Origin of the sequence: Agromyces larvae, assembly GCF_022811705.1 — a bacterium.
Taxonomy (GTDB): domain Bacteria; phylum Actinomycetota; class Actinomycetes; order Actinomycetales; family Microbacteriaceae; genus Agromyces; species Agromyces larvae.
In genome coordinates this window covers 3,735,149-3,748,149 of sequence record NZ_CP094528.1, presented here as the reverse complement: position 1 = coordinate 3,748,149, position 13,001 = coordinate 3,735,149, and the positions used below count along the sequence as shown (strand labels likewise).

The following is a 13,001-nucleotide window of genomic DNA, read 5'->3' as shown; positions in this document are numbered from 1 at the left end:
CCATGCGAGGCATCTCTCGCCGCCGGGTCGGCATCGCCGCCGCCATCGGCGCGGTGTCCGTGCTCGCGCTCACGTCGTGCGCCGGCAGCGACCCCGGCGGATCGACCGAGTCCGAGCTGACCCTCTCCGACGAACCCGTGACGCTCTCGTTCACGTGGTGGGGCAACGACACCCGCCACGCGATCACCGAGGAGCTCATCGCGACGTTCGAGGAGGAGTACCCGAACATCACGATCGAACCGCAGTACACCGACTGGGCGGGCTACTGGGACAAGCTGTCGACCTCGGTCGCCGCAGGCGACACCCCCGACATCATCCAGATGGACGAGAAGCAGCTCTCGACGTACGCCGCCAACGGCGTGCTCGCCGACCTCGGCGGCTACTCGTCGATCCTCGGCACCGAGGACTTCCCCGCGGCGGTGCTCGGTACCGGCGCCCTCGACGGCACCCAGTACGGCATCCCGATCGGCATCAACTCGTACACGATCATGGCCAACAAGACGATCCTCGAGCAGAACGGCATCGATCTGCCCGACGACGAGACCTGGACGTGGGACGACTTCATCGACACCGCGCTCGCGGTGTCGGAGGCGACCGGCGGCTCGGTCGTCGGCACCCAGTCGTGGGGCTTCGAGGACGGCGGCCTGAACAACTGGCTGCGTCAGCGCGGCAGCGCGCTCTACACCACGGACGGCGGCGTGGCCGCCACCGAGGAGGACCTCGCGTCCTGGTGGCAGTTCCTGCTGGATGCCACGGAGGCCGGCGCCACGCCCGACCCGGCGGCGACCATCGAACGGGAGACGGGCGGCCTCGCCGAGTCGTTCACCGCGACCAACGCGTCGGCGTTCGGCCCGTGGTGGTCGAACCAGGTGCAGGCGCTGCGCGACGCGAGCGGCAAGGACCTGGTGGCCCTGCGCGTGCCCGCGCTCGACGACGCGCCCGACGGATGGGCCTACTACAAGCCCTCGATGTTCTGGTCGGCGTCGGCCAAGACCGAGCACCCGGCCGAGGTCGCGACGTTCCTCGACTGGCTGTCGAACAGCGAGGAGGCGGCCGACCTGCTGCTCGCCGAGCGCGGTGTGCCGGCGAACGAGAAGATCCGCGAGTACATCACGCCGAAGCTCGACGAGGTGAACCAGGCCGTGGTGACCTTCCTCGACGACCTCGCCCCGCTCGTCGGCGATGCACCGCCCGCCACGCCCCCGGGCGGCGGTGCGATCGAGACGATCATCGACCAGCACACCCAGCGCGTGCTGTTCGGCGAGCTCACCCCCGAGGAGGCGGCGAAGAGCTTCATCGACGAGTTGCAGACCGCGCTCGACGACGCAGCGATCTAGCCGGTCCGGCGTCCCCACTCCCCTCCCCACCCGAGCGGCTGCCGCGTCCGCGGACGCGGCAGCCGCTCCCCCACTTCGTGTGGCATCCGGGCGCGTTCCGCTGCGGTCGCCCGCCCATCCGCGTACGTTCGTACCCGATCACCGAGAGCCGGAGGTCCCCGTGCCCAAGTCGCCCCGTCAGGTCACCATCGCGCAGGTGGCCGAATACGCCGGCGTCTCGCAGGCATCCGTGTCCCGGGTCCTGAACCGCAACCAGACCGTCGACCCGACGATCGCCGCCAAGGTGCGCGACGCGGTCGAGAAGCTGAACTACTCGCCGAGCCAGACCGCCCGCAACCTCGTGAGCGGGCGCAGCAACACCGTCGCACTCGTCGTGCCCGACCTCGAGAACCCGATGTTCCAGGGCGTGCTGAAGGGTCTCAGCCGCGAAGCGGCGCTCGACGGGTACCGCGTGCTCGTCGCCGATACCGCCGAACGGGTCGCCGACGAGGAGGAGATCGCGATCGAGGCGCGCTCGCGGTGCGACGCGCTCGTCCTGGTCTCGCCGCGCATGCCGGGCGACCGGCTCGAGGCCCTGATCGCCCGGTCGGGGCCGGCCGTCGTGGTGAACCGACCGGTGGCGGGCGACCCCGCGGCCGAGCTCTCGGTCGACTACGAGCACGCCGCCCGCACCCTCGCCGAGCATCTCGCGTCGTTCGGGCACACCCGCATCGCGTATCTCGCCGGGCCGCCGCAGGCGTTCGCCGACCGGATGCGCCGTCGCGGACTCGCCGAGGTCGCCGGCCGCTACCCGGGCCTGGAGATCCTCGACCTCGCCGCAGGCTCGCAGGTCGAGGACGGCTACCACACGGCCGATGCGCTGCTCGCCTCGGGTGCGACGGCCGCGATCGCGTTCAACGACCTCGTCGCGCTGGGCCTGCTCGCCCGTCTGCGCGAGGTCGGCGTCGACGTGCCGGGCGAGATCTCGGTCGCCGGTGTCGACGACATCCCGCTGGCGCGGTTCTCGGCGCCCGCGCTCACCACCATGTCGGTGCCCCGCGTCGAGATCGGCGCCCAGGCCTGGCGGCGCCTGCGCGACGCGATGGCGGGGGCGCCGGCGACGCATCCGCTCTCGTACCGGCCGATCCTCGAGGTGCGCCAGAGCACCGGCCCCGCGCCCGAGGCGTCGGGCTGGCTCAGCCCCGGACGCCCCGTGCTGCGCATCGGCGACGGCATCGTCGCCCGGTACGACGAGGGCACCACGATCGATTCGGTGCTCTCGCCCCGCCCGTTCCTGCACCCGGTCACCACGCTCGCGGGCGTGCGCGTGACCGACAGCCACCCCACCGACCACCTGCACCACTTCGGCATCGGCCTGGCACTGCCGGACGTGAACGGCACCTCGTACTGGGGCGGCCGCACCTACGTGCAGGGCATCGGCTCGATCATGCTCGAGAACCAGGGCCGCCAGCGCCGCGACGAGATCGCGATCGACGGCGAGGCGCTCACCGAGCGGCTGACCTGGCTGGACGAGCGCGGCGAGGCGCAGCTGAGCGAAGTCCGCACGCTGCACGGCCGGCCGCTCCGTGCGGCCGGGACCGACGCGTGGGCGCTCGGCTGGCGGAGCCGGCTCACCGCCAACTTCGGCGCGCTCGCGTTCGGATCGCCGGCCACGAACGGTCGCGAGGGCGCCGGGTACGGCGGCGTCTTCTGGCGGTTCCCCCGGTGGGATGCCACGGTGCTGACCCGCGACGGCGAGGGCGAGGATGCTGCGCACGGCTCGCGGTCCCCGTGGCTCGCGGTGGTCGACGCCGGCCGTGAGGTCACCGTGCTGCTCGTCCAGCCCGCCGACGGGGAGGTCCTGCCGTGGTTCGCACGGGTCGCCGAGTACCTCGGGGTCGGACCGGCGGTCGCCTGGGATGCGGTGCGCACGCTCCCCGAGGGCGGCCGGCTCGCGCTCGGGCTCGACGCCGTGCTCGTCGACCGTGCGATCGCCGACGCCGCCGTGCTGGAAGCGCTCGCGGCGGCGGCCGCGCCGCCGGCATCCGCCGCGTCCGACGCCGCGACCTCGGCTCCCTCGGCATGAGCGGCGCCCTCCCCCGGATCGGCGTCGCGGGCATCCACGGGCACGGCGCCACGCATGTGGCCGCGGCGCGCGGGCTCGAGGCATCCGGTCGCGCCCGCCTCGCCGCGGTCGCCGATCACCGCCCGCCCGAGGCCGACCTCGGCGACGTGGCCGTCTTCACCGACGCAACCGACATGATCGCGCGAGCCGACCTCGACGTCGTAGTGCTGTCGACGCCGATGCACACCCACCTGCCGCTCGCGCGCGCCGCCCTCGAGGCCGGGGCGCACGTGCTGCTCGAGAAGCCGCCGACGCCGACCCGCGCCGACTTCCACGCGCTCGTCGGGGCGTCCGAGCGCACCGGACGCGCCGTGCAGGTGGGGTTCCAGAGCCTCGGCTCGCAGGCGGTGCCCTTCGTGCGCGGGCTCCTCGCCGATGGCGCGATCGGCGAGTTCACGGGCTTCGGGGCGCTCGGCACGTGGCTGCGCACCGAGTCGTACTGGACCCGCGCGCCCTGGGCCGGGCGTCGCGTGCTCGACGGCTCCTCCGTGGTCGACGGCGCCGTGACGAACCCGCTCGCCCACGCCACCGCGACCGCCCTCGCGGTCGCCGGCGCGACCGCGGAGGACGCGGTCTCCGGCCTGCGGCTCGACCTGCACCGCGCGAACGCCATCGAGGCCGACGACACGTCGTCGTTCGTCGCCGGGCTGCCGGGCGGGCGCACCCTGGCGGGGGCGCTCGTGCTCACCGCCCCCCGGCGCAGCGAGCCGTGCGTGATCGTGCACGGCTCGGCGGGGCGCATCGTGCTCTGGTACACGCTCGACCTCGTGCAGGTGTCGACGCCCGGATCGAACCTGGCATGGACCACGTCGCACGCCCGCACGAACCTGCTCGCGAACCTGGTCGAGCACGCGGTGGCCGGCGAGGCACTCCTGGCGCCGCTGGCCGCCACGGGCGCGTTCATGCGCGTGCTCGAGGCCGTGCGCACCGCCGACGAGCCGCGTCGGATCGACCCGTCCTACGTGACCCGCGCCGCCTCGCCCGACGGCGACCACCTCGTGGTGGCCGACGTCGAGGCGTGGAGCGAGCGCGTCGTCACCGAGGGGCGGACCTTCGCCGAGCTCGGCGCGCCCTGGGCCGTCGGTCCCTGAGCACGGCGACGCCGGCCGGGCGCGCGTGCCCGACGGCGAGCCCTCAGTCGGCGTCGCCCAGTGCGATCGCCTCGGCGCTCTCGAGCTCTTCGATCTCGACGCCGTCGGCGCGGCGGAGCGCCTTCGACCCGAACACGACGATCGCGGCCGAGATGAGCACCACGATCGCGGCGAAGGCGAACGGCGTGGCGAGCCCGAACCACCCGGCGACGAGCGCGGCCAGCGGCGGCGCCACGGCGCCGCCGATGAACCGCACGCCCGAGTAGGCCGACGACGCGACCGGTCGCGGAAGGTCGGTCGCCTCCATCGAGCACTCGGTGAGGACGGTGTTCAGGATGCCCAGCAGGAGGCCGCCGACGATGATCAGCGCGATCAGCGCGGGAACGGATTCGGCGAACGCCCACGCCAGCAGCATGACGACCGCCAGCGCCGGCAGCGTCGCCTTCAGCACGGTGGTGCGACGCATCCGCGCGGTCAGGAAGGGCGCGACCCAGACCGAGGTGATCGCGAGCGCGACGCCCCAGCCGCAGAAGATGAGTCCGAGCGTGATCGCCGATCCCATGCCGTGCGCCTCGAGCACGAACGGACTCCACGCCAGCAGCACGAAGAAGCCCATGTTGTAGAACACCGCCGCTGCGGCCATCACGCCGAGGCCGGGCGTCGCGAGGGCGCGGAACGGCGCGGTGAGCTTGGTCGGCGCCGGCCGCTCGGGCTCGGTGCGGAGCATGACGACGATCACGATGAACGCGATCGCCATCAGCACGGCGGTGCCGAAGAACGGTGCGCGCCACGACGTGCTGCCGAGCAGCCCGCCGAGCAGCGGACCGATCGCGATGCCGAGGCCGAGCGCCGCCTCGTAGAGCACGATCGCGGCGGCCGCACCCCCCGACGCCGCGCCCACGATCGTCGCGAGCGCGGTCGAGATGAACAGCGCGTTGCCGAGCCCCCACCCGGCACGGAACCCGATGATCTGGTCGACCGAGCCCGAGGCGCCCGCGAGCGCGGCGAACACGACGATGACGGCGAGGCCGATGAGCAGCGTCTTCTTCGCGCCGATGCGCGTCGACACCCAGCTCGTGAAGAACATCGCGAGACCCGTGATCGCCAGGTAGGTCGTGAACAGGAGCTCGGTCTCGACCTGCGTCGCGTGCAGGTCGTTCGCGATCGCCGGCAGGATCGGGTCGACCAGGCCGATGCCCATGAACGACACGACCGCGGCGAACGCCACCGCCCACACCGCCATCGGCTGCTTCATGATCGACTGCGTCGACCCGTGGCCGTGGGCCGCGTGCGCTGACCCGCCTGCGTGCGCTGACCCGCCTGCGTGCGGCGTTGCGGCCGGCACCGCCGGAGTCGAGCTCGTGTCGGGCCTGGGTTGGGTGGTCGTCACGCGACGGACCCCTTTCTGTCGTCTCGGTCGTCGGCGCGCTCGAGCCGTTCGCGGAGGATGGCGGTCGCGCGCGCGAGCGCGTCGATCTCGTTCGGGTCGAGATCGGCGAACTGCGGTGCGACGACGGCGATGATCTCCTGGCGCCACGCGTCGAGGGCGGCGAGCCCGCGCGGGTCGACGCTGATGAGCCAGGCCCGCGCATCGGATGCGTCGGCGATGCGCCGCACCCAGTTGCGTTCGTCGAGCGCGTGCACGAGCTTCGTCATCGTCGGCTGGCTGACGCGGCTCGCCTTGGCGAGCTCGCCGAGCCGCATCGGCCCGTGGTCGCGCAGCACGGCGATGGTGCGCCAGATCGCCGGCGACTCGGTGCTGCCGGTCGCCGTGGCGGCCAGGCGCGTGAGGCGGTTGCTGAGGGAGATCAGGTCTCCGAGCAGCTGCGGGAGGTGCTCAGGTGTCGTCACCAGAGGATTATATAGCCAAACTATCTATATATCCTCCCCCAGTGCGCCGCGGGGGACGCTCGTGGTCGCTTCCGGCGCCCGCAGGCGGCGACCGGCGACCCCGAACAGGGTGCGGAGACGACGGATGCTCCGTGCCGAACGTGTCGGCACGGAGCATCCGTGTGTTCAGGTGACGCAGGTCACCTCAAGTGAGCGCCCTCCTCGAGGGCGCGCATTACTTGAGGGTGACGGTTGCGCCGGCCTCCTCGAGGGCGGCCTTCGCCTTGTCGGCGGTCTCCTTGTTCGCGCCCTCGAGCACGGCCTTGGGAGCACCGTCGACGACGGCCTTGGCCTCGCCGAGGCCGAGCGAGGTGAGCTCGCGGACGACCTTGATGACCTGGATCTTCTTGTCGCCGGCGGCCTCGAGGACGACGTCGAACGAGTCCTTCTCCTCGACCTCTTCGGCAGCGGCACCGGCGCCACCGGCGGCCGGGGCGGCAACGGCGACGGGGGCGGCCGCGGTGACCTCGAAGGTCTCCTCGAACGCCTTCACGAACTCCGAGAGCTCGATGAGGGTGAGGCCCTTGAACTGCTCGAGCAGCTCCTCAGTGGACAGCTTCGCCATGATGTTTCTCCTTAGATTTCCTGGTTACTCACCGCTTGCCCTTCGACAGGCTCAGGGACCGACGGCCCCGGGCCTGCTCAGGCAGCGGACTCCTGCTTCTCACGCAGCGCGTCGACCGTGCGAACGGCCTTCGAGAGCGGTGCGTTGAACAGATATGCGGCTCCGAACAGCGAGGCCTTGAAGGCACCGGCGAGCTTCGCCAGCAGCACTTCGCGGGACTCGAGGTCGGCGAGCTTGCCTACCTCTTCGGCGGTCAGGGGCTTGCCATCGAAATAGCCGCCCTTGACCACGAGGAGAGGGTTCGCCTTGGCGAAGTCGCGCAGACTCTTCGCGACGGCGACCGGGTCGCCGTGCACGAATGCGATGGCCGACGGCCCAGCGAGCTGGTCGTCGAACGCGGTGATCCCGGCGTTGTTCGCCGCGATCTTGGTCAGCGTGTTCTTCACCACGGCGTAGCTCGCGTCCCCACTGATGGACTTGCGCAGCTCCTTGAGCTTCGCAACAGTGAGGCCGCGGTATTCGGTCAGCAGAACGGCGGTCGAGCTCTGGAACTTCTCCTGGAGCTCGGCAACCGCGGCTTCCTTGTTCGCCATGGCCACTCCTTGTGTACTCAACATGCATCGCGGTGGCGATGCACGGCCTCGGAGCGCTGGAAGCAAAGAAAAGAGCTCCGGCGCAGTTGCGCGGAGCTCGGCCGGAAATCCGGAAGTCTTCGTCACACCTGCGCGGGCCCCTGCGTTCACAGGACTTCGATCGGTTTCGCATGCGAAATCGACGACCAGCGGTCTTCGGCTCGGATCAGCTTACCGGATGCCACGGGGCCGGCCAAATCGCATGGATGTCGAGATGCGACACCTCACGGGAATAGTTGACTGTTGTCCAAAGTTGACACGATGCAACCATCTGTCTATAGTTGACCGGTATCAACTTATCCACATCGGAGGATCCTCTTTGTCTGCTGTCTCCGACACGCACTCGCCGGCTGAGGCCGAGCGCACCCCCCGCGAGGTGTTCATCGCGCTTTCGGGCCTCATCGTCACCATGTTCGTCGCCGTGCTCTCCGGCACGGTCGTCTCGACCTCGATGCCCCGCATCATCGCCGACCTCGGCGGCGACCAGTCGGCCTACACCTGGGTGATCACGGCCAGCCTGCTCGCCACCGCCGTCTCGACCCCGATCTGGGGCAAGCTCGCCGACCTCGTGAACCGAAAGGTGCTGCTGCAGCTGTCGATCGGACTGTTCGTCGTCGGCACCGCGATCGCGGGCTTCGCACAGGACACCACGACCCTCATCGCGGTCCGCGTCGTGCAGGGCCTCGGCGCCGGCGGCCTGATGTCGCTCGTCATGATCATCGTGGCGCTCATCATCTCGCCGCGCGAGCGCGGCAAGTACATGGGCTTCGTCGGCGGCATCATGGCCGTCGCGACCATCGGCGGCCCGCTGCTGGGCGGCGTCATCACCGACGCCTGGGGCTGGCGCGCGAACTTCTTCCTGCCGCTGCCGCTCGCGATCGTCGCGCTGCTGCTGCTGCAGTTCACGCTGCACCTGCCGAAGCTGCCCAAGCGCCCGGTGAAGATCGACTTCGTCGGTGCGATCCTCATGGCCGTCGGCGTCTCGCTCGCGCTCGTCTGGGTCACCCTCGGCGACAAGGAGTTCGCCTGGGACTCGAAGACCAGCCTCGTCATGATCGGCGTGGCCGCGGCCGCGCTCATCGCCTTCGTCATCGTCGAGTTCTTCGTCGCCGAGCCGATCGTGCCGATGAAGCTGTTCAAGAACCGCACCTTCACGCTCGCGGTGATCGCCTCGATCGCCATCGGCGTGGCGATGTTCGCGACCAGCGTGTTCCTCGCCCAGTACTTCCAGCTGGCGCGCGGTGCCACGCCGACCGAGTCGGGCCTCATGACGATCCCGATGATCGTCGGCCAGATGGGCGCCTCGATCATCGTCGGCGCGCTGATCAGCCGGTTCGGCAAGTGGAAGGGCTTCATGGTCGCAGGCGCACTGCTCGTGATCGCGGGCACGTTCCTCATGACCACCCTGCGCTACGACACCGACTACCTCGTCGTGAGCGTCGCGATGGTCGTCCTCGGCGCCGGCCTCGGCATGGTCATGCAGAACCTCACGCTCGTCGTGCAGAACGACACCCCGGTGTCGCAGCTCGGCGCGGCCTCGTCGAACGTGAACTTCTTCCGCTCGATCGCCGGCACCGTCGGCGTGACCGTCATGGGGTCGCTGCTGGCTACCCAGGTCTCCACGCACATCGCCGACGGGTTCGAGGGCTTCGTGCCGTCGTCCCCCGAGGAGATCGAGGCGCTGAAGGGCCTGCAGAGCGGCGCGTTGCCGAACGTGCACGAGCTGCCCGATGCCATCCGCGTGGTCATCGAGGGCGCGTACGGCCAGGGCATCTCCGAGGTCTTCTGGATCGCGGTGCCGCTCGCCGTGCTGTCGCTGATCGCGATCGCGTTCCTGCCGAACAGGAAGCTGTCGACCAAGTCGGCGGCGCAGGAGCTCGCCGAGGAGCTGGCGGAGGACGCCGAGAACGCCGCCGTCGAGCTGGCCGAGGCCGAGATCGGCGCGCCCGTCGCGTCGGTGGCCGAGCAGTTCGACGAGACGGATGCTTCGCGCGAGCCGGTCGGCGCCGTCACCGGGTCGATGGGCGCCGTCGACGGGCGGGGCACCTCGGAGGCCCGGCGATAACATGTCCCTCATGACCGCCGAAGCTGCCCTCGACCACGCGATCGCGTCGGTCGAGGAGCAGTTCGGCCTCGTGTTCAATCGGGCGAGGACGCTCTGGTTCGAGTCGGCGAAGCAGGTGCACCCCGAGTTGCAGCCCGCCGGCTACAAGCTGCTCTCGAGCATCGTGCGCGCCGGGTCGACCAACGCGCACGTGCTCGCCGAGCTGCTCGACATGGACAAGAGCGCGGTGAGCCGCCAGGTGCGCCAGCTCGAAGAGATGGGGCTCGTCGAGAGCCACGCCGACGAGCGCGACGGTCGGGCCAGAGTGCTCGTCGCCACCCCGCTCGCCGAGGAGCGCGTCGCCGAGGTGCGCTTGGCCAACCAGGCCCGGCTCCGCAGCACCCTCGAGGGCCGCTCGGTCGACGAGCTGCTGGTGCTCGCCGACGTGCTGCGCGCGCTCGGCCAAGCCTGAGCTGACGACCGGGGGCGGGGTTGCCTCTCCGCCCCCGGTCGCGTGCGCCGATGTCGGGGGTCGCCGGTAGACCGGTGACATGAAGATCGAGCATGTGAATCCGCCGACCCTGCACACCAATCCCGCGTTCAGCCAGGGGGTGCTCGTGCGCGGCGACCACGACACGCTCTACGTGGGCGGTCAGAACGGCACGGATGCTTCGGGGCAGATCGTTCCCGGCGGGCTGGCCGCCCAGTCGGCGCAGGCGATCCGCAACGTGCTCGCCGTGCTCGAGGCCGCGGGTGCCGATCAGACGAACGTGGTGCACCTGACCATCACGCTGCTGGCGGGCGAGTCGTTCCAAGAGGGGTACACCGCGATCATCCCCATCTGGGGCATGCACCCCACCGCGATCACGGGCGCACAGGTCTCCGCGCTGGCACGGCCCGACGTGCTCGTCGAGATCGAGGCGATCGCGGCGATCCCGCGAGGCGAGTAGCTCCGCGGCCGGTCGAGGGGCGTCCGCCGGGCGCCCCTCGACCGGCGGGTCTCACGCCGCGGGCAGGGTGACGGTGAACGCGGTGCGGCCGGGTTCGCTCTCGATGTCGACCGTGCCGTCGTGGGCCTCGACCACCGCCTTCACGATGGCGAGCCCGAGCCCCGTGCTGCCGGCTCGACGCGACCGCGACGAGTCCCCGCGGGTGAACCGTTCGAACAGGCGGCCCTGCAACTCGGGGTCGATGCCCGGTCCGTCGTCGACCACGGTCAGGCGGGCACCGGTGTCGTCGACGTCGAGGCGTGCCGCGACCTCGGTGCCCGCCGGGGTGTGCACCCGCGCGTTCGCCAACAGGTTCGCGAGCACCTGACGCAGTCTGGCCTCATCGCCCCGCACGGTGACCGGTTCGTCGGGCAGCTCGGCCGACCAGTCGTGATCGGGTCCGGCGGCCTGCGCGTCGGCGACCGAGTCGGCCACGAGCGCCCGCAGGTCGACGGGCCGATGCTCGAGCTCGCGGCCCTCGTCGAGGCGGGCGAGCAGCAGCAGGTCCTCGACGAGCTCGGTCATGCGCAGCGACTCCGACTCGATGCGGCCGATCGCGTGCGTCACGTCGTCGGGCAGTGCGCCGCCGTGCAAGCGGGTGAGCTCCGCATACCCGCGGATCGACGCGAGCGGCGTGCGCAGCTCGTGCGAGGCATCCGCGACGAAGCGGCGCACCTTGCGCTCCGACTGCTCACGGGCGGACAGCGCGGAGGCCACGTGCCCGAGCATGCGGTTGAACGCGGTGCCGAGCCGGCCGACCTCGGTGCGGGGGTCGTCGACCGGCACCCGCTCGTCGAGGTCGACGTCGCCCCGGTCGAGGGGTCGCTCCGACACGGCCTGCGCGGTCGCGGTCACCTGCTCGAGCGGCGCCAGCGACCGGCGCACGACGTAGGAGCCCACCCCGAGGGCGATCACGAGCCCGCCGAGGGCGACGACGGCGACGCTCACGGCGAGCTGGGTGGTCTGCGCGGTCACCTCGGCGAGCGGCAGGGCGAGCACGATCCGCACCTCGGGAGCGGTGTCGATCGCGAGCGAACGGTACTCCCCCAGGCCGCCGACGGCCACGGTGTGCACGCGCCGATCGGCCGGCACCTCGGCGAGCGCGGCCGTGGCCGCCTGGCCGGCGGAGATGAGCTGCCCGTCCGAGATGTAGGCCGAGTCGGATTCGGGGCCGACGAAGATCGCGCCGACCGTGCCGTCGGGCTGCCCCGGGACGCTCAGGAACGTGATCACGGTCGCTCGGGGGTCGTTCGGCACCCCGGGCCCGGTCGCCTCGTCGGCGCGGGACGCGGCCGCCCGCAGGCTCGCGTCGAGCCGTTCGACGCTGGTGGCGTGGAACAGCACGACCGTGGCGACGCCGACGACGGCGCTCATCGCGATGAGGAGTCCGGCGACGAGGGTCAGCAGGCGGCGGCGGAGGGTCCACGGTGCGCGGCCGTTCGGCACGACCGGCTCGGCTTCGGCGGTCGGGACCGCGCCCGTCGTCGCTTTCGCGCGCGCCGACGCCGCGTGTCCGGGATCGCCGGGGCGGGTCATCCGGTCGCCGCTTTCAGCATGTAGCCCGCACCGCGCACGGTGTGGATCATGGGCGCGCGCCCGGCGTCGATCTTCTTGCGCAGGTACGAGATGTAGAGCTCGACGACCGTCTCGCGGCCGCCGAAGTCGTACGACCAGACCCGGTCGAGGATCTGCGCCTTCGACAGCACACGCCGCGGGTTGCGCATGAGGAACCGCAGCAGTTCGAACTCGGTCGCGGTCAGCTCGATCGGCGTGCCGGCGCGCTCGACCTCGTACGAGTCCTCGTCGAGGCTGAGGTCGCCGACGCGCAGCACGGGGTCGCGTTCCTGCGCGAGGGTGAGGGTCGAGCGGCGGATCAGTCCGCGCACGCGCGCCACGACCTCCTCGAGGCTGAACGGCTTGGTGACGTAGTCGTCGCCGCCCGCGGTGAGGCCGGCGATGCGATCGTCGAGCGAGTCCTTCGCGGTGAGGAAGAGCACCGGCACCTCGCTGCCGTCGGCGCGCACGCGCTGCAGCACCTCGAGCCCGTCGATGTCGGGCAGCATGATGTCGAGCACGATCGCGTCGGGGCGGAACTCGCGCGCCAGCTTCACGGCCGAGAGCCCGTCGGCGGCGGTGCGCACATCCCAGCCCTCGTAGCGCAGCGCCATCTTCAGCAGGTCGGTGAGGGATGCCTCGTCGTCGACGACGAGCACGCGCACCATCGAGCCGTCGGGCTTCTGGAGCTGGGGCGCGTGGGCGTGGTCGTTCGTCATGCGTCCCAGTATCGGTGAGCGCCCTATGCGTCGCCTATGCCTCGCCTGTGCCTTCGTCGAGGCGCGTCCGACCCCG

Annotated in this window: 12 protein-coding genes; 6 read left to right on the top strand and 6 right to left on the bottom strand. The window is 71.3% G+C overall.

Features of this window, described 5'->3' with window-relative positions:
* Positions 1-2: 2 nt before the first annotated feature.
* The 3 genes from MTO99_RS17805 (at position 3) to MTO99_RS17795 (ending at position 4,532) form a co-directional block, all read left to right on the top strand.
* Entirely contained in the window at positions 3-1,337 is a 1,335-nt protein-coding gene (locus tag MTO99_RS17805) for an ABC transporter substrate-binding protein (protein WP_243555491.1), read from the top strand.
* Between the two features lie 160 nt (positions 1,338-1,497).
* A complete protein-coding gene (locus tag MTO99_RS17800; RefSeq protein ID WP_243555489.1) occupies positions 1,498-3,402 on the top strand; it encodes a DUF6807 family protein in 1,905 nt (634 codons plus the stop codon).
* A complete protein-coding gene (locus MTO99_RS17795) occupies positions 3,399-4,532 on the top strand; it encodes a Gfo/Idh/MocA family protein (protein ID WP_243555488.1) in 1,134 nt (377 codons plus the stop codon). The genes MTO99_RS17800 and MTO99_RS17795 overlap by 4 nt, the downstream gene beginning before the upstream one ends.
* 43 nt (positions 4,533-4,575) lie before the next feature.
* Here MTO99_RS17795 and MTO99_RS17790 read toward each other — a convergent pair whose 3' ends face one another.
* The 4 genes from MTO99_RS17790 to rplJ form a co-directional block, all read right to left on the bottom strand.
* Positions 4,576-5,787, bottom strand: a complete 1,212-nt coding sequence (locus MTO99_RS17790; protein WP_243559173.1) for an MFS transporter — start codon at positions 5,785-5,787, stop codon at positions 4,576-4,578.
* Between the two features lie 131 nt (positions 5,788-5,918).
* Positions 5,919-6,383: a MarR family winged helix-turn-helix transcriptional regulator gene (locus tag MTO99_RS17785; RefSeq protein WP_243555487.1), complete on the bottom strand. Its 465-nt coding sequence runs from the start codon at positions 6,381-6,383 to the stop codon at positions 5,919-5,921.
* Positions 6,384-6,597: 214 nt separating this feature from the next.
* A complete protein-coding gene (gene rplL / locus MTO99_RS17780; protein WP_092672623.1) occupies positions 6,598-6,987 on the bottom strand; it encodes a 50S ribosomal protein L7/L12 in 390 nt (129 codons plus the stop codon).
* 77 nt (positions 6,988-7,064) lie between these two features.
* On the bottom strand, positions 7,065-7,580 hold the full coding sequence (gene rplJ / locus MTO99_RS17775; protein ID WP_243555486.1) for a 50S ribosomal protein L10: 516 nt from the start codon (positions 7,578-7,580) through the stop codon (positions 7,065-7,067).
* Between the two features lie 358 nt (positions 7,581-7,938).
* Here rplJ and MTO99_RS17770 point away from each other — a divergent pair, with 358 nt between their 5' ends.
* From MTO99_RS17770 to MTO99_RS17760, 3 genes are all read left to right on the top strand, one after another.
* Positions 7,939-9,684, top strand: a complete 1,746-nt coding sequence (locus tag MTO99_RS17770; RefSeq protein ID WP_243555485.1) for an MDR family MFS transporter — start codon at positions 7,939-7,941, stop codon at positions 9,682-9,684.
* 10 nt (positions 9,685-9,694) lie between these two features.
* The gene (locus tag MTO99_RS17765) at positions 9,695-10,135 is read left to right on the top strand and encodes a MarR family winged helix-turn-helix transcriptional regulator (protein WP_243555484.1); all 441 of its coding nucleotides are present in this window, start codon (positions 9,695-9,697) and stop codon (positions 10,133-10,135) included.
* A gap of 79 nt (positions 10,136-10,214) precedes the next feature.
* On the top strand, positions 10,215-10,613 hold the full coding sequence (locus tag MTO99_RS17760; protein WP_243555483.1) for a RidA family protein: 399 nt from the start codon (positions 10,215-10,217) through the stop codon (positions 10,611-10,613).
* A 51-nt stretch (positions 10,614-10,664) separates the two neighbouring features.
* Here MTO99_RS17760 and MTO99_RS17755 read toward each other — a convergent pair whose 3' ends face one another.
* Both MTO99_RS17755 and MTO99_RS17750 read right to left on the bottom strand, forming a co-directional pair.
* Positions 10,665-12,188 carry a sensor histidine kinase gene (locus MTO99_RS17755; protein WP_243555482.1) on the bottom strand — a complete coding sequence of 508 codons (1,524 nt, stop codon included), beginning with the start codon at positions 12,186-12,188 and terminating at the stop codon, positions 10,665-10,667.
* Positions 12,185-12,925 carry a response regulator transcription factor gene (locus tag MTO99_RS17750; RefSeq protein WP_243555480.1) on the bottom strand — a complete coding sequence of 247 codons (741 nt, stop codon included), beginning with the start codon at positions 12,923-12,925 and terminating at the stop codon, positions 12,185-12,187. The genes MTO99_RS17755 and MTO99_RS17750 overlap by 4 nt, the downstream gene beginning before the upstream one ends.
* Between the last annotated feature and the right edge of the window lie 76 nt (positions 12,926-13,001).